The organism is Streptomyces sp. RLA131 (assembly GCF_056270125.1).
On record NZ_JBWDOQ010000002.1, the window covers coordinates 860,045 to 878,628 of the forward strand.

The 18,584-nt window shown below is 72.8% G+C and carries 18 protein-coding genes and 1 pseudogene; 9 read left to right on the forward strand and 10 right to left on the reverse strand.

The window, feature by feature from the left end:
• The first annotated feature begins 185 nt into the window (after positions 1-185).
• Positions 186-1,274, forward strand: a complete 1,089-nt coding sequence (locus tag RWE79_RS04705; protein WP_475938732.1) for a GAP family protein — start codon at positions 186-188, stop codon at positions 1,272-1,274.
• 245 nt (positions 1,275-1,519) lie between these two features.
• On the opposite strand, the pseudogene RWE79_RS04710 reads toward RWE79_RS04705, so the two are convergent.
• Positions 1,520-1,711: pseudogene (locus tag RWE79_RS04710) on the reverse strand (IS200/IS605 family transposase); the annotation flags it as partial.
• Here RWE79_RS04710 and RWE79_RS04715 point away from each other — a divergent pair.
• From RWE79_RS04715 to ltaE, 3 genes are all read left to right on the forward strand, one after another.
• The gene (locus tag RWE79_RS04715; protein WP_475938733.1) at positions 1,710-2,363 is read left to right on the forward strand and encodes a TetR/AcrR family transcriptional regulator; all 654 of its coding nucleotides are present in this window, start codon (positions 1,710-1,712) and stop codon (positions 2,361-2,363) included. The pseudogene RWE79_RS04710 and the gene RWE79_RS04715 sit on opposite strands and share 2 nt — an antisense overlap.
• 93 nt (positions 2,364-2,456) lie before the next feature.
• A complete protein-coding gene (locus RWE79_RS04720; RefSeq protein ID WP_475938734.1) occupies positions 2,457-2,882 on the forward strand; it encodes a hypothetical protein in 426 nt (141 codons plus the stop codon).
• A gap of 52 nt (positions 2,883-2,934) precedes the next feature.
• A complete protein-coding gene (ltaE, locus tag RWE79_RS04725) occupies positions 2,935-4,008 on the forward strand; it encodes a low-specificity L-threonine aldolase (RefSeq protein ID WP_475938735.1) in 1,074 nt (357 codons plus the stop codon).
• A 229-nt stretch (positions 4,009-4,237) separates the two neighbouring features.
• Here the strand turns inward: ltaE and RWE79_RS04730 are convergent, their stop codons facing one another.
• From RWE79_RS04730 to RWE79_RS04750, 5 genes are read right to left on the reverse strand one after another with little or no spacing between them, the layout of a single operon-like run.
• Complete coding sequence (locus tag RWE79_RS04730; protein WP_475938736.1) at positions 4,238-5,215, reverse strand: N-acetyltransferase family protein; 978 nt, start codon at positions 5,213-5,215, stop codon at positions 4,238-4,240.
• A gap of 14 nt (positions 5,216-5,229) precedes the next feature.
• Positions 5,230-5,877, reverse strand: a complete 648-nt coding sequence (locus RWE79_RS04735) for a nucleoside/nucleotide kinase family protein (protein WP_475938737.1) — start codon at positions 5,875-5,877, stop codon at positions 5,230-5,232.
• A gap of 37 nt (positions 5,878-5,914) precedes the next feature.
• A complete protein-coding gene (locus tag RWE79_RS04740) occupies positions 5,915-6,931 on the reverse strand; it encodes a Gfo/Idh/MocA family protein (protein WP_475938738.1) in 1,017 nt (338 codons plus the stop codon).
• Between the two features lie 4 nt (positions 6,932-6,935).
• A complete protein-coding gene (locus tag RWE79_RS04745) occupies positions 6,936-8,081 on the reverse strand; it encodes an adenosine deaminase (RefSeq protein WP_475938739.1) in 1,146 nt (381 codons plus the stop codon).
• Positions 8,078-8,494, reverse strand: coding sequence for a VOC family protein (locus RWE79_RS04750; protein ID WP_475938740.1), 417 nt, complete (start codon positions 8,492-8,494; stop codon positions 8,078-8,080). Before RWE79_RS04750 ends, RWE79_RS04745 begins: the two co-directional genes overlap by 4 nt.
• Before the next feature lie 373 nt (positions 8,495-8,867).
• Between RWE79_RS04750 and RWE79_RS04755 the strand changes: the two genes are divergently transcribed.
• From RWE79_RS04755 to RWE79_RS04765, 3 genes are all read left to right on the forward strand, one after another.
• Positions 8,868-9,545 (forward strand): HAD-IA family hydrolase, encoded by a 678-nt coding sequence (locus tag RWE79_RS04755; RefSeq protein ID WP_475938741.1) that lies wholly within the window; start codon positions 8,868-8,870, stop codon positions 9,543-9,545.
• A 476-nt stretch (positions 9,546-10,021) separates the two neighbouring features.
• A complete protein-coding gene (locus RWE79_RS04760; protein ID WP_475946433.1) occupies positions 10,022-10,270 on the forward strand; it encodes a hypothetical protein in 249 nt (82 codons plus the stop codon).
• Between the two features lie 112 nt (positions 10,271-10,382).
• Positions 10,383-11,276 (forward strand): amidohydrolase family protein, encoded by an 894-nt coding sequence (locus RWE79_RS04765; protein WP_475945604.1) that lies wholly within the window; start codon positions 10,383-10,385, stop codon positions 11,274-11,276.
• Between the two features lie 258 nt (positions 11,277-11,534).
• Here RWE79_RS04765 and RWE79_RS04770 read toward each other — a convergent pair whose 3' ends face one another.
• Both RWE79_RS04770 and RWE79_RS04775 read right to left on the reverse strand, forming a co-directional pair.
• Positions 11,535-11,888, reverse strand: coding sequence for a VOC family protein (locus tag RWE79_RS04770; protein WP_475938742.1), 354 nt, complete (start codon positions 11,886-11,888; stop codon positions 11,535-11,537).
• 65 nt (positions 11,889-11,953) lie between these two features.
• On the reverse strand, positions 11,954-12,616 hold the full coding sequence (locus RWE79_RS04775) for an SGNH/GDSL hydrolase family protein (RefSeq protein WP_475938743.1): 663 nt from the start codon (positions 12,614-12,616) through the stop codon (positions 11,954-11,956).
• 326 nt (positions 12,617-12,942) lie between these two features.
• On the opposite strand from RWE79_RS04775, the gene RWE79_RS04780 reads away from it, so the two are divergent.
• Positions 12,943-15,480, forward strand: coding sequence for a glycoside hydrolase family 2 protein (locus tag RWE79_RS04780; protein WP_475938744.1), 2,538 nt, complete (start codon positions 12,943-12,945; stop codon positions 15,478-15,480).
• Between the two features lie 63 nt (positions 15,481-15,543).
• Here RWE79_RS04780 and RWE79_RS04785 read toward each other — a convergent pair whose 3' ends face one another.
• Positions 15,544-16,518 carry an aldo/keto reductase gene (locus tag RWE79_RS04785; RefSeq protein ID WP_475938745.1) on the reverse strand — a complete coding sequence of 325 codons (975 nt, stop codon included), beginning with the start codon at positions 16,516-16,518 and terminating at the stop codon, positions 15,544-15,546.
• Between the two features lie 135 nt (positions 16,519-16,653).
• Here RWE79_RS04785 and RWE79_RS04790 point away from each other — a divergent pair, with 135 nt between their 5' ends.
• Positions 16,654-17,673 (forward strand): LacI family DNA-binding transcriptional regulator, encoded by a 1,020-nt coding sequence (locus tag RWE79_RS04790; RefSeq protein ID WP_475938746.1) that lies wholly within the window; start codon positions 16,654-16,656, stop codon positions 17,671-17,673.
• Positions 17,674-17,768: 95 nt separating this feature from the next.
• Here RWE79_RS04790 and RWE79_RS04795 read toward each other — a convergent pair whose 3' ends face one another.
• Positions 17,769-18,584 carry a carbohydrate ABC transporter permease gene (locus RWE79_RS04795; RefSeq protein ID WP_475938747.1) on the reverse strand — a complete coding sequence of 272 codons (816 nt, stop codon included), beginning with the start codon at positions 18,582-18,584 and terminating at the stop codon, positions 17,769-17,771.

The window sequence follows — 18,584 nt, forward strand, 5'->3', positions numbered from 1 at the left end:
CGCTCAAGACGACCGGCCGGTTCCCCGCTGCCCCGGCCGCTCTTGGGACGGCGCCGGTCGGTGCCGGGTTCCCGGGGAGCTGCCAGTTGCCGCCGCGGTCCCGCATCCACGACGGCGCGCTCTGCGCCACGGACCTCACCGCCCGCCACCCGCGCACCGGAGAACTGCTGTCCACGGTGAAGTTCATGGTGCGGACCCTCGCGGCTGCCGGCGAACTCCAGCGCGACCTCCAACGCGAGCCGACCTATGACGGACTGCGGGCCGCCGAGGCCAAAGGCAGCAAGAGCGGACGCCGCCCGGCCATCACCACCGACAAGACCGACGCCGTCCGCACCGCGTATCCGGGCAGCCGGTCCATCGCCGCCCTCATGCCCGAACGCACCACCGTCGGCCACGAGGAAGCCCCGGATCCGGAGCTGCCGGTCACCCTCGACATGCCGGGCGAGGTCGCCGACTTCCACCGCGCCGCCGAACTGGACGACGACGGGCGGGCCGCGCTCACCATCGAGATGCTCTTGGTGAAAGATGCTGGTCATGCCGCAGATGGTGCGCTGCACTCCGCAGCGTCTTGGGCGTGGAGTTTGGAAGGGGAGCCGGTGCTGATCCAGGCAATTGGAGCCGTGCTGCCGGCGGCGCTCGCGGTCGCCCTCAGCCCTTTCCCCCTGATCGGGATCGTGCTGATCCTGGCCGGCCGACATGGCCGGCGCAACGGCCTGCTGTTCACGGCCAGGTGGATCGCCGGGCTCGGGATCGTGGCAACGCTCGTTGTGGTCGTGTTCGGTGGAGCCGATGACCCCGAAAGCCCTTCGTCAGCGATCGCGGACTGGGGACGGGTGCTCGCCGGAGTGGCCCTCATCGTGCTGGGGGCGCGCAAATGGTGGCAGCGTCCGCGTCTCGGCGACGAGACCGAGACGCCACGCTGGATGGCATCACTCGATGACGTCCCGGCCCCGCGGGCGCTGCTCCTCGGTGCGCTACTGTCGGGCGCCAACCCGAAGAACCTCGTCCTGACGGCCTCGGCGGCCACGTCGATCGTCGAAACGGGGGCTCACAACGGCGATCTCACCGTGGCCGTCACTGTCTTCGTTCTCGTCGGATCCTGCACCGTCCTCGGCGCCGTCATCATCCATCTCCTCGGCGGACAGCGCGCGGCGTCGTTCCTGGACAGTGTCAGGCAATTCATGATCACCAACAGCACCGTGATCACCGCGATCGTGCTTCTCCTTCTGGGCGGCAGCATCCTGGGCGACGGACTCACCGGGCTTGGTCGGTGAGTCCTCCCATCGTCAGCACGGGGTAGCCACAACCGGACCATGATTCCGGGTCGGCGGCTACCCGCTCATTTCCGTTCGGATACTCCCCCAAGGGCCGGTATCCCCGGTTTCAGCCGGGGATGGAGACGCATCCTTGGTACGGAGGCGCGAAGCGCCGGAGGTCTTTGCGCCTCCGTGTCGAGGGTCGGACAGGTCGCATCTGGCCTTCGATGTACTGACGGATGATGCTGAGCGATCCGGTGGACCTGCACGAGGCGGTGGACGTGGTCGGCCTCGCCGTTGAACTCCCGTAGCTCCGTCTCGAAGCCGGCGCAGACCTCGCGCATGATCTGCTCGCACCGCTTGAGCATGTCGTCATCAAAGACGCCCTTGCGGTACTTGGTGACGAACGCCAGATGGGCGTGCAAGTTCAGTGGACTGGGGCAGAGTGGTTCCATGCACGATTCCCTCCCCGCCGGCGGCCCGGTGCGCCGGCGCCCCGTCCAACGGCGCAGCCTGGAGCGTGTGGAGCGGATTCTCGACGCCTGCTCGGTGCTGCTGGACGAGACCGGTCACGCGGGGCTGACCACCAAGGCGGTCGCCCACCGCGCCGGGGTGCCCATCGGTACGCTCTACCAGTTCTTCCCCAACCTCCAGGGCCTGCTGGGGGCACTCGCGCAGCGCAACCTTGCGCGGTTCGTGGACCGGCTGGCCGCCCGGGCCGGGGCCGAACGGCCGGCGCGCATCGACGCCCTGGTGGATCTCGCGGTGGACGAGTACGTCGTCATGCGCAGGACGGTGCCGGGCTTCGGGGTGGTCGACTTCGGTCTGATCGGCCATCAGGACCCCGGCAGCAGTCATCTGATCGACGCCGTCCTGGACAACAACGCCGCCGTCGCCGAACAGCTGCGGGCCTTCGGCGACAGCCTGCTGCCCGGCACCTGGCCGGACCGCACCACCGTCCGTACCGCGTGGCGGGTGGCCCTGGAATCCGCCGACGCCGTGCTGCGCCTGGCGTTCCGCACGGATCCCGGCGGCGACCCCGTACTGATCTCCGAGTGCAAGCGGCTGCTGCGCGCCTACCTGGGCGAGGGCCCGCCGGACCGGTGACCCCGTCGGTTCCCGGGACAGGGGTGCCCAGGGGTGTCATCAGGGGTGTCATCAGGGGTGTCGCATCGGGCACAGCCGTGAAGTCCTTGGGGCATGACTGCTTCCTCTCGTCGCCTGCTGCTGCTCGTCATGGCCGTGGTGGCGGCCTGCGTCGGCGGCTGGGCGTACGCCGCCTCCGTCTCCTGGTACCGGTCCTTCCCGGGCTTCGGCCACCACTGGCTGCCGGTGCTGGGCCCGTACAACGAGCATCTCGTCAAAGACGTGGGCGCCGCCTATCTGGCGCTCGCGGCACTGAGCGCGGGGGCCGCGCTGCGGGCCGCGGACACGTTCGTGGTGCGGCTGACGGGCGTGGTGTGGCTGGTGTTCAGCATCCCGCACCTGGTGTTCCACCTGTGGCACCTGGACATGTACGGCGGCGCCGACCGGCTGCTGAACGCGGTCGCCCTGGGGTCCTTCGTCGTCGCGGGCGCGGCCCTGCTGCTGCCCGCCAGGGGTGGGTCCCTCAGCGCGACCCGGTGAACGCTCGCGGCCACCGGACGGGCCCGGGCGCCCCGGGACCACAATGGGGACCATGCGACTCAACGAGTACGACCACGCGGCGGAGCATCTGGTTCCCGGGACGCGGCGCGTCATCGACCTGCGCAGCGACACCGTGACCCGCCCCGGCGAGGCGATGCGGCAGGCGATGGCGCGGGCGGAGGTCGGGGACGACGTGTTCGGCGACGATCCGGCCGTCAACGCGCTCCAGGACCGGATCGCGGACATGCTGGGCTTCGAGGCGGCCCTGTTCGTGACGTCCGGGACGCAGAGCAACCTGTGCGCGATGCTGAGCCACTGCGGGCGGGGCGACGAGTACATCGCGGGCTCGACGGCCCATGTGTACCGGTGGGAGGGCGGCGGCGCGGCCGTGCTGGGCGGCATACAGCCGCAGCCGTTGACGCCGAGGGCGGACGGGACGCTCGACCCGGCGGAGATCGAGGCGGCGGTGAAGCCGGACGATCCGCACTTCGCACGGACCCGGCTGCTGTGCCTGGAGAACACCACCGGGGGCAGGGTGATCCCGGTCGACTATCTGGAGTCCGCGACCAAGCTGGCGCGCGGGCTGGGGCTGGCGACGCATCTGGACGGGGCGCGGCTGTTCAACGCGGCGGTGGCCTCGGGCCGGGAGCCCTTCGCCGAGGCGCGGCGGATCGCCGGGCACTTCGACAGCGTGTCGGTCTGCTTCAGCAAGGGCCTGGGCGCGCCAATCGGTTCGGCGCTGCTCGGGTCCGCCGGGTTCGTCGGGCGGGCGCTGCGCTGGCGCAAGGCGCTGGGCGGCGGGCTGCGGCAGTCCGGGGTGCTCGCCGCGGCGGCCTCGTACGCGCTGGATCACCATGTGCCTCGGCTCGCGGAGGACCACGAGAACGCGGCCCTGTTCGCGGAGGGACTGCGCGACCTGGCGGAGCTGTCCGTGGAGCCGGCGCTGACGAACATGGTCCACGCCGCGGCCGTCCCGGGCCGGACCCCGCACGACCTCACCGAACGGCTGGCCCGGCGCGGCGTGCTGTGCTCGGGAGGCGGGCGTCTGCGCTTCGTCTTCCACCTGGACGTGTCGCGCGAGGACACGCGGGAGGCGGTGCGGATCGTCCGGGAGTCGCTGGTGTGACGCACGGTGACGCACGATGACGCACGGTTGCGCACGGGCGTGGCCCGGGAAAAGAACACGCCCCGGCCAGGACGGGGGGATCTGGCCGGGGCGGTCGGGGCCGGCGCGGTTGCGCGCTGCAGCCCTCCATCAGTCTAGGTCCAGCCGGAGAGGCTCTTTACCACAACACCCTTGCTGAGGTGTGCCTTTGACCACAGAAACGCCGAGCGGACGGATGTCGGTGCCGCTCTCAGCGCGGCCGGGGGTCCAGCACCCGCTGGAGCCGGTAGGCGACGGGCTTGAAGCCGACCGCCGGCCAGTGCCCGGCCGCGAGCGGGGACGTGGCGTGCCAGCGCGCGCTGATGTGCCGGTAACCGTTGTCGTACGCCCAGGCCAGGGCGGTGGCCAGCAGGATCCGGCTGATGCCCTCACCACGGGCGGAGGGCGCCACATAGGCCTCGCCCAGTTCGACGCAGGCCGGCGGCAGCATCGGGTTGGGGCCGGCCGGTGTGAGCAGCACCATGCCGATCTCCTCGCCGCGCCGGGCTGCGACCCAGGCCGCGCTGCGCGCGTCGGTGAGGGCGTCCGAACAGTGCGTGCGCAGCGCGGCCAGGGCTGCGTCGGGCTGGGGCAGGAAGACGGCGGAGCGCTGCTGCTGGCGGGCGGACTCGGCGGACATCCGGCCAATCCGGTCCAGGTCGCCAAGCCCGGCCCGGCGGATGCCCAGGGCGTCCACGCCCCGGGGCTGGCGGCCGCGCGGCCGGACCTGCATCACGCCGCGCACCATGTCCAGGCCGAAGCCCAGCCGGAACCAGGCCATCGCGGCGGAGTCCGAGGCCGGCAGGTCGACGTAGTGGACGAGGCGGCGCTGCTCGACCAGCCGCTCGGCGACCACCGCGTACAGCGCGCGCAGCGCGTCCGTCTCCCGGCCTGCGCGCAGCGCGTGACCGCCGAAGGGCACCAGAGCGGAGCGGGGGTGGCTGTGCAGGACCGCCGGATCGTCGGCGTCCAGGTCGAGGGGCAGCGCGGCCAGGTATCCGGCGAACTCGCCACCGCGCACCCGTGCGCACGCCGCCTCCGCGTACGGCTCGGCGAGGAGCTTGCCCAGCAGTTCCTCGCCGGCGGGCGGCATGGCCGGGCGGGGCACCGCCCGGGAGTACCAGCGGTCGAGCAGGGCGGCGGCGAGGGGTATGTGCTCTGCGGTCAGCGGCGCGGTGGCGACAGTCATGGTGCTGCGCGACGCTAACGGTCCGGGCCGTGCCCCGTCCAGGCGGGGCGGGCCGGGTCATCGGAATGGACGAGGATGTCCGCTGTCTCCCCCGGCCGGATCTCGTCCTCGTACCGGGCGAAGGCCGGCAACGTCCAGCGCTGCTCCTGCGGTGTCCGGCGTTCCAGCGCCGCCGGTGACAGCCGCAGATACACGCTCAGGTCGAAGGGGAAACCGTGCCCCTGGAGGAAGGTGCCGGCCAGCACCAGGACACCGCCGGGCGGCAGTTCCTCGTACGGGACGCGGGTCGCGCGGTCGGTCAGCGGGTCCCACAGCGACGGCAGCACCCGGCCGCTGCCACCCGGGCCGAGCGGGCCGAAGACCTCACGCCACAGGCCGCCGGTGTCGAGCCACCGGTCGTAGTACGCGTCGGGGTCGTCGCGGCCGTACTCGTAACGGATCGACGCCGGGCGCCAGTACGTGGGCGCGCTCACGGTCAGCACCGGGCGGCCCAGGGTGCGCAGCCGCCCGGCCACCTCGGCGGCCAGCTCCTCCGGGCGTGCGGCCGGGGCGCCGTCGACGGCGACGCGCGGCCAGGGGCTGCCGTCGGCGGGTTCGAGGTCCACGACGCGGTCGGCGAGCACCCCGGCGAGCCGGGGCCAGGTGATCGCGGTGAGTCGCACCCGGCCATCCTGCCTCACCCGGCGCGGCCGTGGCGGTTCAGACCTGCGGCAGCCGGCGCAGCAGCTCGCCGCACAGGGCCATGGTGCCGACGTTGTCGGCGGCGGGGCCGGCGGAGGCGGTGCCGTCGGCGACGGCCGTCAGGAACTGCCGCACCTCACCGGCGAACCCGCGCAGGTACAGATCCTGCGAGCCGCCGGAGGCCGGTGAGTTGACCGGCTGCTGCACGACCGTCTCCTCTCCGGCGGTCTGCCAGCCGTCCGGGGTCCCGTCGCCGGACCGCGAGTGATGGTACGTCAGTTTCGAGAGGTTCTCAATCCGGGCGAACCCGCGCTGCCCGGTGACGGTCAGCTCCTCCTGCTCACGACTCCAGGCCGGGACCCCCGCGAACGTCAGGTTGCCGATGACACCGCTCTCGAAGCGCAGGGTGGCGGCGATGCCGATGTCGGCGCCCCGGGAGTTGCGGAACCCGGTCACCTGCGCCACCTCGCCGAAGAGGAACCGTACGAGATCGACCATGTGGACGGCACCGAGCTTGAGGAAGGACTCGTCGCGCAGCTCGTCGGTCCACGGGGTGAAGGCGAACAGCCCGTTGAAGGACATCACCCGCCCGAACCGGGCCTCGTCCGCGATCAGTTCCGCCAGCCTGAGGTAGCCGGGGGCGAAGCGCTTCATGAAGCCGACGGTCACACCCCGGCCGCACTCGCCGGCCGTGCCGGCCACCCGGCGGGCGTCGGCCTCGTCCATGCCGAGCGGCTTCTCGACGAAGACGTGGACGCCGGCCCGCAGGCACTCCTCGGTGACGGCCGCCTGGTCCTCGGGGGCCACGCTGACGAAGACCGCGTCGAGCGCGTCCTCGGCCAGCATCCGCCGGTGGTCGCCATGGCCGCGCCCCGCGCCGTGCAGCGCCGCGGCGGCCCGCGCGGCCGCCTCGTCACGGGTGGCCACCGAGGTCAGCCGGGCGCCCGCGAGGTCCAGCGCCGGGTAGAGATTGGCGCGGGCGTGGCGGCCGTGGCCGATGAATCCGATGCGCAGGTCCTCGATACGGCGGGCCATCAGCTCACTCCGTCCCGGCCTTGGCCCCGGCTGCCGCGGCCGCGGCATAGCCCGGCAGGACCACGTCGCGGATGATCGCGTTGCGCTCGTCGTAGGGGACGAAGGCGCTCTTGAGGGCGTTGACGGTGACCGTGCGCAGGTCGTCCAGGGTCCAGCCGGCCTCGGTGACCAGCAGCGACATCTCGCGGGTCATGGTGGTGCCGGACACCAGGCGGTTGTCCGTGTTCAGGGTGACACGGAAGCCGAGGTCGCGCAGCGCGGTGATGGGGTGGGCGGCGACGGAGGTCGCGGCGCCGGTCTGCAGGTTGGAGGTGGGGCACATCTCCAGCGCGATCCGGCGGTCGCGGACCCAGCCCGCGAGACGGCCGAGCTTGGCGTCGCCGGTGCCGCCGGTGCCGCCGGTGCCGCCCGTGAGGTCACCGGTGATGTCGTCGGTGATGCGCACGCCGTGGCCGATGCGCAGGGCGCCGCAGACCTGCACGGCCTGGTGGATGCTGGGCAGGCCGTGCGCCTCACCGGCGTGGATGGTGAAGGGGACGTTCTCCCCGCGCAGGTACTCGAAGGCGTCGAGGTGGTCGGCGGGCGGGAAGCCGTCCTCGGCCCCGGCGATGTCGAAGCCGACGACGCCTCCGTCACGGAAGGCCACCGCCAGGTCGGCTATCTCACGGGCCCGGTCGGCCATGCGCATCGCGCACAGCAGGGTGCCGACCCGTACCGGGGTGCCGGCCGCCGCGGCCTTGGCCATGCCGGCCGCCAGGCCCTCCTGGACGGTCTCGACGACCTCGGGGAGGTTCAGGCCACCGCCGAGCATCAGCTCGGGCGCGTAGCGGACCTCGCCGTAGACGACACCGTCGGCGGCCAGGTCGAGGACGTACTCCTCGGCGGTGCGCAGCAGGCCCTCACGGGTCTGCATGACGGCCAGCGTGTGCTCGAAGGTCGCGATGTAGCGCACCAGGTCACCGGAGTTGGCGGCCTCGTAGTACCAGGCGGCGAGCTCGTCGGGGTCGGTGGTGGGCAGCGTGTGTCCGACGGTGGCCGCCAGCTCGACCAGGGTCGCCGGGCGCAGCCCGCCGTCGAGGTGGTCGTGCAGGACGGCCTTCGGCAGACGGCGGATCGCGTCGAGGTCGAGGACGGCGGCGGGGGTGGTCATACGTGCTGCTCCTTGGTGGGGGTGGTGTCGGCGGGCTCCAGGAGGTCCCATCGGTTGCCGTACAGATCCTCGAAGACGACCACCGAGCCGTACGGCTCGTGGCGCGGCTCCTCCAGGAACCTGACGCCGGCCGCGCGCATCCGGGCGCAGTCGCCGTCGAAGTCCTCGGTGGAGAGGAAGAAACCGACCCGGCCACCGGTCTGGTCACCCACCCGGTCGCGCTGGACGTCGTTCTTCGCCCTGGCCAGCAGAAGCCCGGCCCCGGCGTCACCGGGCGGCCGCACGACCACCCACCGGGACCCGCCGGGGCGGGCCGTGTCCTCGACCAGCTCGAAGCCGAGGGCACCGGTGTAGAAGGCGATGGCCTCGTCGTAGTCGCGGACCACGAGGGCCGCCAGGGCGATGCGAGGCATGCGGGTTTCTCCAGGGGTCGTGGGTCGGCGGACGCCAGGTTATACGTAACACTTCCAGACGGCAAAGTCCCCGCCGGAGCGGTCAGGAGCCGAGCCGGTGGACAGCTCCGTATGTCGCATCCCGTATCCCGTATCCCGTATCCCGTATCCCGTTATGCCGTATGCCGTATGTCGCATCCCGTATCCCGTATCCCGTTATGCCGTATGCCGTATGCCGTATGCCGTATCCCGTATCCCGTATCCCGTTATGCCGTATGCCGTATGCCGTATGCCGTATGCCGTATGCCGTATGCCGTATGCCGTATGCCGTATGCCGTGCGGGATGATGGTCCTCCCCGGCGCCCGGCGCTCCCGGCACCCGAAAGGCGGCTCCATGACTGCGCGTCCCCGTGACACGACCGTGCTCACCATCCCCTGCCAGGGCCTGCTCTTCGACAACGACGGCGTCCTGGTCGACTCCGACGACGGCGTCCACCAGGCCTGGAGCCAGTGGGCCCGTGACCGGGGGCTGTCACCCGGGACGGTCAGCGCCATGGTGCACGGCCGCCGTGCCGCCGACACCGTGGCGCTGCTCGTCCCCGACCCCGGGGAGCGGGCCACCGCCCTGGCCGAGATCGACCGGCTGGAGGTCGAGGCGGCGGCGGGCACCACCGCACTGCCCGGCGCGCTGGAGCTGCTGCGCAGCCTGCCGCGTGAGCGGTGGGCTGTGGTGACCTCCGGCGTGACGGCCCTGGCCCGCGCCCGGCTGGCGGCGGCCGCGCTGCCCACCCCGCCGGTCCTGATCACCGCGGACGACGTGACGCACGGCAAGCCCTCCCCCGACGGCTACCGCGCGGCGGCGCGGCGACTGGGCCTGGACCCGGCCCTGACGGTGGTCTTCGAAGACAGCGTGGCCGGAGCCGCCGCCGGAGCGGCCGCCGGGGCGACGGTCATCGGTGTCGGCCGGCGCGGCCTCGACACCGCCGCCGCGGTCGTCGTCCGTGATCTGCGCGGCCTGTCCTGGCACGAGGGCAGTCTCAGCCTGGCGGCGGCGGAGCTGCTCCGCGGCTGAACGGCCTGGGTCAGGTCGGTGGACGGACTCCAGGATGCCCAGGATCCGCTGTTCGGCGGGCTGCACCGGAGCGGCCCTCCCCTAGGGTGTCGGCTTCGGCGGCCGCGAGCCGGGGTTGCCGCCGAGCAGCGGGACCGGCGCGTGCCGCGCACGCTCTCGCCTGACACCCACTGACACCCCGGCCGCCAGGCGTTCGCTGAATACATCCCATGTGTGATGGAGGCCGAGACCGGACCGCAAGTCCGACCAGCTCACCGCATTTCCCCGATCGGCGCCGAAGAACCTGATCCTGACGGCCCTCCGGCGGCGACGGAACGTGCGTCGTCGCATCGATGCAGAGATCCAATCTCTCCCTGGATAGGATGTTTCACGTCCTAAGGTGACCAGGAACCTTGTGATCGCGGAGCTCCGCCGGGACCACCGCGTGCGGTCGGCGCAGGGCCGCGACCCGGCCTGCGCTTCACGGGAGTGTTGCCATGACGTCTGCCGCTCTGCCCGATTCCTATCGCGTCGCCGCCCTGGATGTCCCGGACGTACGCTTCCCCACGTCCGACCATCTGGACGGCTCCGATGCGATGAACCCCGCGTTGCGGCTGCTCACCGCCAGGTTCGGGGTGCCGGTCCGCCCGCACTCCGGAGGCGTTGGGCTGTGCGCCCGGGTCAGACCGGAGTCGCTCAAGGAGTACGCCTTCCCCGACGGACCCGTCCGGACCGCCTGTGCCTGACATCCACCCCGACGCCCGCCGGGACGACCGCCCGGACTCCCACCCCGACGCCCACCCCGACGCCCGCCCGGACGACCGCCCTCACACCCGCCCCAACACCCCGCAGCCCCGGCTGGTCGACGCGCACCACCACCTGTGGGACCTGGCCGTCCGCCCGCAGCCCTGGCTGGACGAGCCCGCCCACGCGCCGATCCGGCGTTCCTTCGGCGCGGACGACCTGCGCGCGGCGGCCGGCCGCACGATCGCCGGGCGGCCGCTGACGACCACGGTGGTCGTGCAGTGCGTACCGTCCGTCGCCGAGACCCGGGAGCTGCTGGCCCTGGCCGGGGACGATCCGCTGATCGGCGCGGTCGTCGGCTGGGCCGACCTGACCTCCCCCGCGATCGGCGACAGGCTGGACCTGCTGCGCGAGGGCCCCGGGGGCGGATATCTGCGGGCGGTGCGCCACCTCGTCCAGTCCGAGACCGACCCCTGGTGGCTCCAACGGCCCGATGCCGAACGGGGTCTGGCGGCCCTGGCCGAGCGCGGGCTCGGCTACGACGTGCTGGTCCGGGCGCACCAGCTGCCGTCCGCGATCCGGCTGGCCGAACGCCTCCCCGGGCTGCGCCTGGTCCTCGATCACGCGGGCAAGCCGCCCATCGCGCAGGGCGGTAGGGCCGAACTGGCTGAATGGGAGAAGTGGTTGCGGCTGCTGGCCGCGCATCCGCAGGTGGTGTGCAAGGTCTCCGGGCTGGTGACCGAGGCCGACCACACTCGGTGGACGACCGCGGACCTCCGGCCGGTGTGGGACGTACTGCTCTCCGCCTTCGGCCCCGGACGGCTGATGTTCGGCTCCGACTGGCCGGTGTGCGTACTGGCCGGCGGCTGGGACCGGTGGGCGGCCGCGGTCGGCGCGCTGCTGGACGGACTGTCCGGCCACGAGATCCAGGCGGTGCTGGACGGCACCGCCGGCACTTTCTACCGTCTCCCCCCGCGCGACGGGGAGTTGACGCCACCGTACTCCTGACCGAGCTGCCGCACTCCGGGATCCGGCGGCACGGGACGTCACCGCGCCGGGTTCGGGGTCACCAGGGGATGACGCCGTCGTCCTCGAAGAACGAACCGGTCGGGCCGTAGTCGGGCAGCGTGCGAGCCGGATCGCTGTGGCTGCGCCCTGCTCAGGAGTGCGGGGCCCCAGGAAGCCGGTGACTCGGCGCGTGCCTTCCGTCGCCGGCGTCACCCGGATGACACCGCACCGCCTGAAGCGACCGCGTCGACGTCGCGTTCAGGCGGGCTGCCACAGCTCGACGCGATTGCCCTCGGGATCGGTGACCCAGCCGAATCGACCGACACCCGCCATGTCCTGTGTCTCTTCGGCCACGTCGGCTCCCTTGGCGCGCAGTTGCGCGAGCATCGCCTCCAGGTCGCGGACCCGGAAGTTGAGCATGGTCTGCTGGGCGCGGGACCCGAAGTAGTCGGTCTCGGACTCGAACGTCGCGAACACCGTCGGCCCGGCTCCCTGACGCCACAGGCCGTTCTCGTCCGCGTCCAGGCCCAGGCAGTCGCGGTACCACGCGCCCAGGGCCGCCGGGTCGGCGGCGCGCATGAAGTGTCCACCGATTCCAAGCACACGTTCCATGCCGCCATCCTGCCAGGACGGCGATCGGGCGGGCCGGCACCACACCACCGCCCGCTTCACACCGGTCACTCCTCCGTGTCGGAGACGGCGCGCACCCAGGCGTCGGCCATCAGCTGGTGTCCCGCGTAGGTGGGGTGGATGCCGTCCCAGATCCAGTACGACGCGGGGGCCCGGTCCACGGCCGCGTCGAAGACCCGCTGGTAGCGCACGTACACGGCGTCGTGGTCGGCGGCCAGGGCGGCCACGACGTTCTGGCGTACCGCGACGGCCGCCGCCAGTTCGGCCGTGTAGTGCGGGTCCGGGCCCACCGGCAGGGAGAAGGGTTCGCCGAGGACGAGGCGTACGCCGGGCAGCGCCTCGCGGGTGCGCCGCAGGAGTCCGTCGTAGACCTCGCGGTAGCGCTCGGCGTCGGGGTCCTCGCAGGCGCCCAGGACGTCGGCCGCCGCGTCGTTGATCCCGACCAGGACCGACACCACGCCGGGGGCGAGGTCCAGGGTGTCGGTCTGCCAGCGGGCGGCGAGGTCGGTGACCCGGTCGCCGCTGACGCCGCGGTTGCTGAACGTCCAGCGCTGTCCGGGGCTGCGGCCGCCGGCGGCCCCGGCGACCAGGAACGCGTAGCTGTGCCCGAGGACGTGGTTGGGGTCGCCGTCCCGCCCGCGCCCGCCGTCGGTGATCGAGTCGCCCTGGAACAGCACCGAGGTGCCCTGGGGCAGCCGCAGATTCGCCACGCGCGGTCACACATCCTTCTTGCCGGCCCGGTGTCGTGAACTGACGTTCGCGTCGGGTCCATGATCTCAGAGCCGGCCGGCCGGCGGGCGTTCGGTCCTGGGCCCCGCTCCCGGCGATTCGGGAGATGACCTGGGCGATGAGGACGACGGAGCCGTTGAGGGCGCCGATCCTCTGGGCGGGGACACCTGCCCGCTCGCCCGGTCGGCGGCCCAGCCGCACGTCAGGACGGAACGCCCACCGGACGGACCCGGTGAACCAACCGGGTCGCCGCACTAGGTTGGGAGTCGCCGTTCGTCAGGGCCGGGCCGCATGATGGGAGCCGCACATGAAGGACGTCACCCCGCTCACCGAGGGCTGGAACCTGCGGCACGACGGGGCTCCGCTGCCCGCCCGGGTCCCGGGCTGCGTCCACACCGACCTGCTGGCCGCCGGACTCATCCCCGACCCCTTCCTCGGCACCAACGAGACCGACGTGGCCTGGATCGGACGCCGGGACTGGACGTACGACACCGCCCTCGCCCCGTACGAGGGCGGCCACGAGCACACCGACCTGGTCTTCGACGGGCTCGACACGGCGGCCGGGATCACCCTGGCGGGACGTCTGCTGGGCAGCACCCGCAACATGCACCGCGGCTACCGCTTCGACGTCACCGGGCTGTCCGGACAGCTGCGGGTCGAGTTCGCCTCCGCCTACGCCGAGGCCGCCGCCGTACGCGACCTGGTCGGCGAGCGGCCCAACGCCTATCCCGAACCCGCCCACTACATCCGCAAGATGGCCTGCGGCTTCGGCTGGGACTGGGGGCCGACGCTGGTCACCGCCGGGATCTGGAAGCCGGTCCGGCTGGAGCACTGGTCGACCGCCCGCATCGGCCGGATCCGGCCGCTGGTGACGGTGGACGGCGGCACCGGACGCGTAGAGCTGCGGCTCGACGTCGAGCGCACCGCCGCCGGAGCGGGACGGACCCTCACCGCCCGCGCCTCGGCCGGCGGGACGCACGGCGGAACGCGCGGTGGGGCCTACGCCGAGGCGGAGTTCGACGGGGACGAGGCCGTCGTCGTCCTGGAGGTCGACGCGCCCGAGCTGTGGTGGCCGCGCGGCTACGGCCGGCAGCCGCTGTACGACGTCGAGCTGACGCTGTACGACGGTGACCGCGCCCTCGACGGCTGGCACCGCCGAATCGGCTTCCGCACCGTCGGCCTGGACCGCTCCCCCGACGAGCACGGCACCGGCTTCACCCTGGTCGTCAACGGCGTACGGGTCTTCGCCCGGGGCGTCAACTGGATCCCCGACGACGCCCTGATCACCCGGGTGACGCCCGAGCGCTACCGGGCCCGCCTCACCCAGGCCGCCGGGGCGGGTATCGACCTGGTGCGGGTGTGGGGCGGCGGCATCTACGAGTCGGACGCCTTCTACGACGCCTGCGACGAGCTGGGCCTGATGGTCTGGCAGGACTTCCTGTTCGCCTGCGCCGCCTATCCCGAGGAGCAGCCGCTGCGCGGCGAGGTCGACGCCGAGGCCCGGGAGAACGTCGTACGCCTGATGCCGCACCCCAGCCTGGTGCTGTGGAACGGCAACAACGAGAACCTGTGGGCCTTCCGCGACTGGGGCTGGGAACCCGGACTGGCCGGGAACTCCTGGGGCGAGGGCTACTACCTCGGGCTGCTCCCCCGGATCGTCGCCGAACTGGACCCGACCCGGCCCTACACGGCGGGCAGCCCCTGGTCCGGCTCCTGGGACCACCACCCCAACGACCCGGCGCACGGCACCCATCACTCGTGGGACGTGTGGAACGGGAAGGACTACGCGGCCTACCGGGAGAACGTGCCGCGCTTCGTCGCGGAGTTCGGCTGGCAGGCCCCGCCCGCGTACGCCACCGCGCTGCGCGCCGTCGGCGCGGAGCAGCTCGCGCCGGACTCCCCGGGGATGCTGCACCACCAGAAGGCCGAGGACGGCAACGGCAAGCTGGAGCGGGGTCTCGCCCCGCACTTCGCCCCGCCGGAGGGCGACTTCGACCGCTGGCACTATCTGACCCAGGTCAACCAGGCCCGCGCGGTGGCCGCCGGTATCGAGCACTGGCGCTCGCACTGGCCGGTGTGTGCCGGGACCGTGGTCTGGCAGCTCAACGACTGCTGGCCGGTCACCTCCTGGTCGGCGATCGACGGGGACGGCCGGCTCAAGCCGCTGTACCACGAGCTGAAGCGGGTCTACGCGGACCGGCTGCTCACCCTCCAGCCGCAGGACGGCACGGCCCTGGGGGTCCGGCCGGTCGCCCTGGTGGCCGCCGTGGTCAACCAGGGCGCCAGGCCCTGGACCACCACGCTCGTCCTGCGCCGGACCGGCAACGACGGCACGGTGCTGGCCGAGGCGGCGATCGGCGTCACCGCCGGGCCGCGCGCGGTGGCCCGGATCGACGTCCCGCAGGACCTGGTGCCGCCGGCCGGCTCGGCCAAGGAGTTCCTGGTCGCCTCTGCCGCCTCTGCCGCTCCGGCCGCCTCGGCCGCCTCTGCCGCCTCTGCCGCCCCGGGCAGCGGGGAACCGCATGAGCCGCACGAGCTGCGGGCCTTCCATTTCCCGGTGCCGGACCGGGAGTTCGCGTACCCGCAGCCGCGCCTCGACATCACCGTGGAGGTGCCGGGGGCCGGGGCGGACGAGATCGGCGTGGTGGTGACGGCGCACACCCTGATACGGGACCTGCTGCTCCAGGCCGACCGGCTCGCCCCGGACGCCCGCGCCGACCGGGGGCTGATCACACTGCTGCCCGGCGAGAGCGTCCGGATCGGGGTGCGGGGCTGGCAGGGCGAGGAGGGCGCCGGGTCCCCGGACCGGGTCCGGGCCGCACTGTACTGCGTGCAGGAGCCGTGACCCCCCTCTTCCGGCCCCTCCCCCTCCCGGGCGGCCCCGCTCCGCCCGTGGGTGGCCCGCCGCTCAGTGTCCGCTGACGGCGCGCGGAGTGTAGGGCCGGGCGAGCTCTTCGAGTTCCTTCTCGCTCAGCCCGAGGGTGACGGCGGCCAGCGCGTCGTCGAGGTGGCTGTCCTTGGTGGCGCCCACGATGGGCGCGGTCACACCCGGCTGGTGCAGCAGCCAGGCCAGGGCGACCTGGGCACGGGACACGCCCCGTTCGCCGGCGATACGGGCGACGGTGTCGATGATGTCGCGGTCGCCGTCGCCGTCGCCGTAGAGGTTCCGGCCGAACTCGTCGGTGCGGCTGCGGGCGGTGTCGGTGCCCGGGTCACGGGTGAGGCGGCCACGGGCCAGCGGGCTCCAGGGGATGACGCCGACGCCCTGGTCGGCGCAGAGCGGGAGCATCTCGCGTTCCTCCTCGCGGTAGAGGAGGTTGTAGTGGTTCTGCATGGCCGTGAACCTCGTCCAGCCGTGCCGCCGCGCGGTGTACTGGGCCTTGGAGAACTGCCAGGCGTACATCGAACTCGCCCCGATGTAGCGGGCCTTGCCGGCCTTCACCACATCGTGCAGTGCCTCCATGGTCTCCTCGACGGGCGTGTCCGGATCCCAGCGGTGGATCTGGTAGAGGTCGACGTAGTCGGTGCCCAGCCGCCGCAGACTGTTGTCGATCTCGGTGAGGATCGTCTTGCGCGACAGCCCGCGCGCGTTCGGCCCGGAGTGCATCGCGCCGTGCACCTTGGTCGCCAGGACGATCTCGTCGCGCCGCGCGAAGTCCGCCAGCGCGCGGCCGGTGATCTCCTCGCTGGTGCCGTCGGAGTACACATTGGCGGTGTCGAAGAAGTTCACCCCCGCCTCCAGCGCCCGGCGGATCAACGGACGCGAGGCCTCCGCGTCCAGCGTCCATTCGTGCGACCCCCGGGCCGGGTCGCCGAAACTCATACAGCCCAGGCAGACGCGGGAAACGTCCATGCCGGTCGAACCGAGCTTCACATACTCCATCGCGGTGCTCCGTCGCTCGTGAGTGGTAAATCGAGGGTCGTGCGGTACGGGTGCGGTACGGGTGCCGTCTCCCCATCCTGCCCAGCGAAGCGGCCGGCGACCGCCCCACCGGGCCGGGCGCCGTAAGGTTGGCCCGTGAGCGGCGCTGTCGGACTGAGGGACGTGGCGGAGCGGGCCGGCGTGTCGATGCGTACGGTCTCCAACGTGGTGCGCGGCACCGGGCGGTTCTCCACCGGGACCCGCGACCGGGTGCTCAAGGCCGTGGAGGAGCTGGGATACCGGCCGAACGCGGCGGCCCGGCGGCTGCGGACCGGGCGCAGCGGGGTGCTGTCACTGGCCGTGCCGGAGCTGACGATGCCGTACTTCGCCGAACTGGCCGAGCATATGATGCGGCAGGCGGCGGCCCTGGGCTGCACGCTGCTGGTGGAGTGCACCGGGGGCCGGCCGGAAGCGGAGCTGGAGATCGCCCTCGGGCGCACGGACCCGCTGGTCGACGGGGTGATCCTCAGTCCGCTCGCCCTGGACGACGCGGCGGTGGCCCGCAGGACGGGACGGGTGCCGCTGGTGCTGCTGGGCGAGCGGGTGCACCGGTTGCCGTGCCCGCATGTGATGATCGACAACACCGCGGCCGCCCGTACCGCCACCGCGCATCTGCTGGCCGCCGGGCGGCGGCGGATCGCGGTGATCGGCCGCCAGGAGGTGCCGCACGCGGCCACCTCCAGCACCCGGCTGGCCGGTTACCGGGAGGCGCTGCGCGCGGCCGGGCTGCCGTACGACCCCGCGCTGGCCCCGGCGGTGACGGGGTATCACCGGGCCCAGGGGGCGGCCGCGATGAGCGCGCTGCTGGGGCTGGTTGAGCCGCCGGACGGGGTGTTCTGCTTCGCCGACGCGCTCGCCGAGGGCGCCCTGCACACCCTGCGGCAGCGCGGTGTCACGGTGCCGGGCGAGCTGGCGGTGGTCGGCTTCGACGACGTGGAGGAGGCCAGGTACGCGGCCCCACCGCTCACCACGGTCGCCCCCGACAAGGCGGAACTGGCCCGGCTGGCCATCACGGCGCTGCTCGACCGCATCGACGCGCCCGCCGCCCCCGTCCGCGCGGCCCCGCCCGCGGTGCTCAGGGCCGGACACCGCCTGATCGTCCGCGACAGCGCGTAACGGCCGCCGGACGGGCTCGGTTCGAGTGCCCCCGGCTACCCCCGGGCGCCGGTCCTCCCCCCAGCCGGGCGATTGAGTACAGGCGCGCCACGGCGCTAGCCGCGCACCGCGCCCGCCGTGAGGCCGGAGACGAAGTAGCGCTGGAGGAAGAGGTAGACGACCAGCACGGGGGCGGAGGCGATGACGACGCCCGCGAAGAGCAGCGGGTAGCGGGTGAGGAACTCGCCCTGGAAGTTGAGGAGGGCGAGCGGCAGGGTGCGGTGTTCCGGGGAGCGGACGAAGAAGAGCGGGTAGAACAGGTCGTTCCAGTCCATCACGCACAGGAAGATCCCGGTGGTGGCCAGCGCGGGCCGGGTGAGCGGCATGGCGATGGAGCGGAAGGCGCGCAGCGGCCCGGCGCCGTCCAGTTCGGCGGCCTCGTACAGCTCCTCGGGGATGCCGCGCAGGAAGCCGCCGAGGATGAAGACGGCTGTGGGCAGCGTCATCGTGGTGTCGACGACGACCAGGCCGAGCAGGCTGTCGGTGAGGCCGAGCCGGTCGAAGAGCACGTACTGCGGGACGATCGCCGCCTGCGGGGGCACCGCGAGGCCGGCGACGAGCAGGCCGAAGACCGCCCAGCTGATGCGTCCCGGGACGCGGGCGCAGAAGAACGCGGCCAGGCTCGCGGTGACCAGGGTCAGGGTGACGGCGGCGGCCGTGACGAGCAGGCTGTTGCGGAAGGCGGTGCCGAGGCCGCCCTCCTCGACAGCCTGGCGGTAGTTGTCGAGGGTGGGGTGCGCGGGCGGGGCCAGCGGTGAGGAGAACAGCTCGGGCAGGGTCTTGAAGGTCCCGAAGAACACCACCAGGAGCGGCGCCAGGACGGCTGCCGCGCCCAGCGCGAGGACCGCGGGTCGTAGGAGCTTGTGCGGCAC

Excerpts from the sequence above, each read along its gene's own strand:
- RWE79_RS04755 (WP_475938741.1), top strand. The coding sequence starts at position 8,868 with ATGACTGCGCGTCCCCGTGACACGACCGTGCTCACCATCCCCTGCCAG.
- RWE79_RS04740 (WP_475938738.1), bottom strand. The coding sequence starts at position 6,931 with ATGGCCCGCCGTATCGAGGACCTGCGCATCGGATTCATCGGCCACGGC.
- RWE79_RS04785 (WP_475938745.1), bottom strand. The coding sequence starts at position 16,518 with ATGGAGTATGTGAAGCTCGGTTCGACCGGCATGGACGTTTCCCGCGTC.
- RWE79_RS04720 (WP_475938734.1), top strand. The coding sequence starts at position 2,457 with ATGACTGCTTCCTCTCGTCGCCTGCTGCTGCTCGTCATGGCCGTGGTG.
- RWE79_RS04760 (WP_475946433.1), top strand. The coding sequence starts at position 10,022 with ATGACGTCTGCCGCTCTGCCCGATTCCTATCGCGTCGCCGCCCTGGAT.
- RWE79_RS04730 (WP_475938736.1), bottom strand. The coding sequence starts at position 5,215 with ATGACTGTCGCCACCGCGCCGCTGACCGCAGAGCACATACCCCTCGCC.
- RWE79_RS04705 (WP_475938732.1), top strand. The coding sequence starts at position 186 with ATGGTGCGGACCCTCGCGGCTGCCGGCGAACTCCAGCGCGACCTCCAA.
- RWE79_RS04770 (WP_475938742.1), bottom strand. The coding sequence starts at position 11,888 with ATGGAACGTGTGCTTGGAATCGGTGGACACTTCATGCGCGCCGCCGAC.
- ltaE (WP_475938735.1), top strand. The coding sequence starts at position 2,935 with ATGCGACTCAACGAGTACGACCACGCGGCGGAGCATCTGGTTCCCGGG.
- RWE79_RS04715 (WP_475938733.1), top strand. The coding sequence starts at position 1,710 with ATGCACGATTCCCTCCCCGCCGGCGGCCCGGTGCGCCGGCGCCCCGTC.
- RWE79_RS04780 (WP_475938744.1), top strand. The coding sequence starts at position 12,943 with ATGAAGGACGTCACCCCGCTCACCGAGGGCTGGAACCTGCGGCACGAC.
- RWE79_RS04745 (WP_475938739.1), bottom strand. The coding sequence starts at position 8,081 with ATGACCACCCCCGCCGCCGTCCTCGACCTCGACGCGATCCGCCGTCTG.
- RWE79_RS04750 (WP_475938740.1), bottom strand. The coding sequence starts at position 8,494 with ATGCCTCGCATCGCCCTGGCGGCCCTCGTGGTCCGCGACTACGACGAG.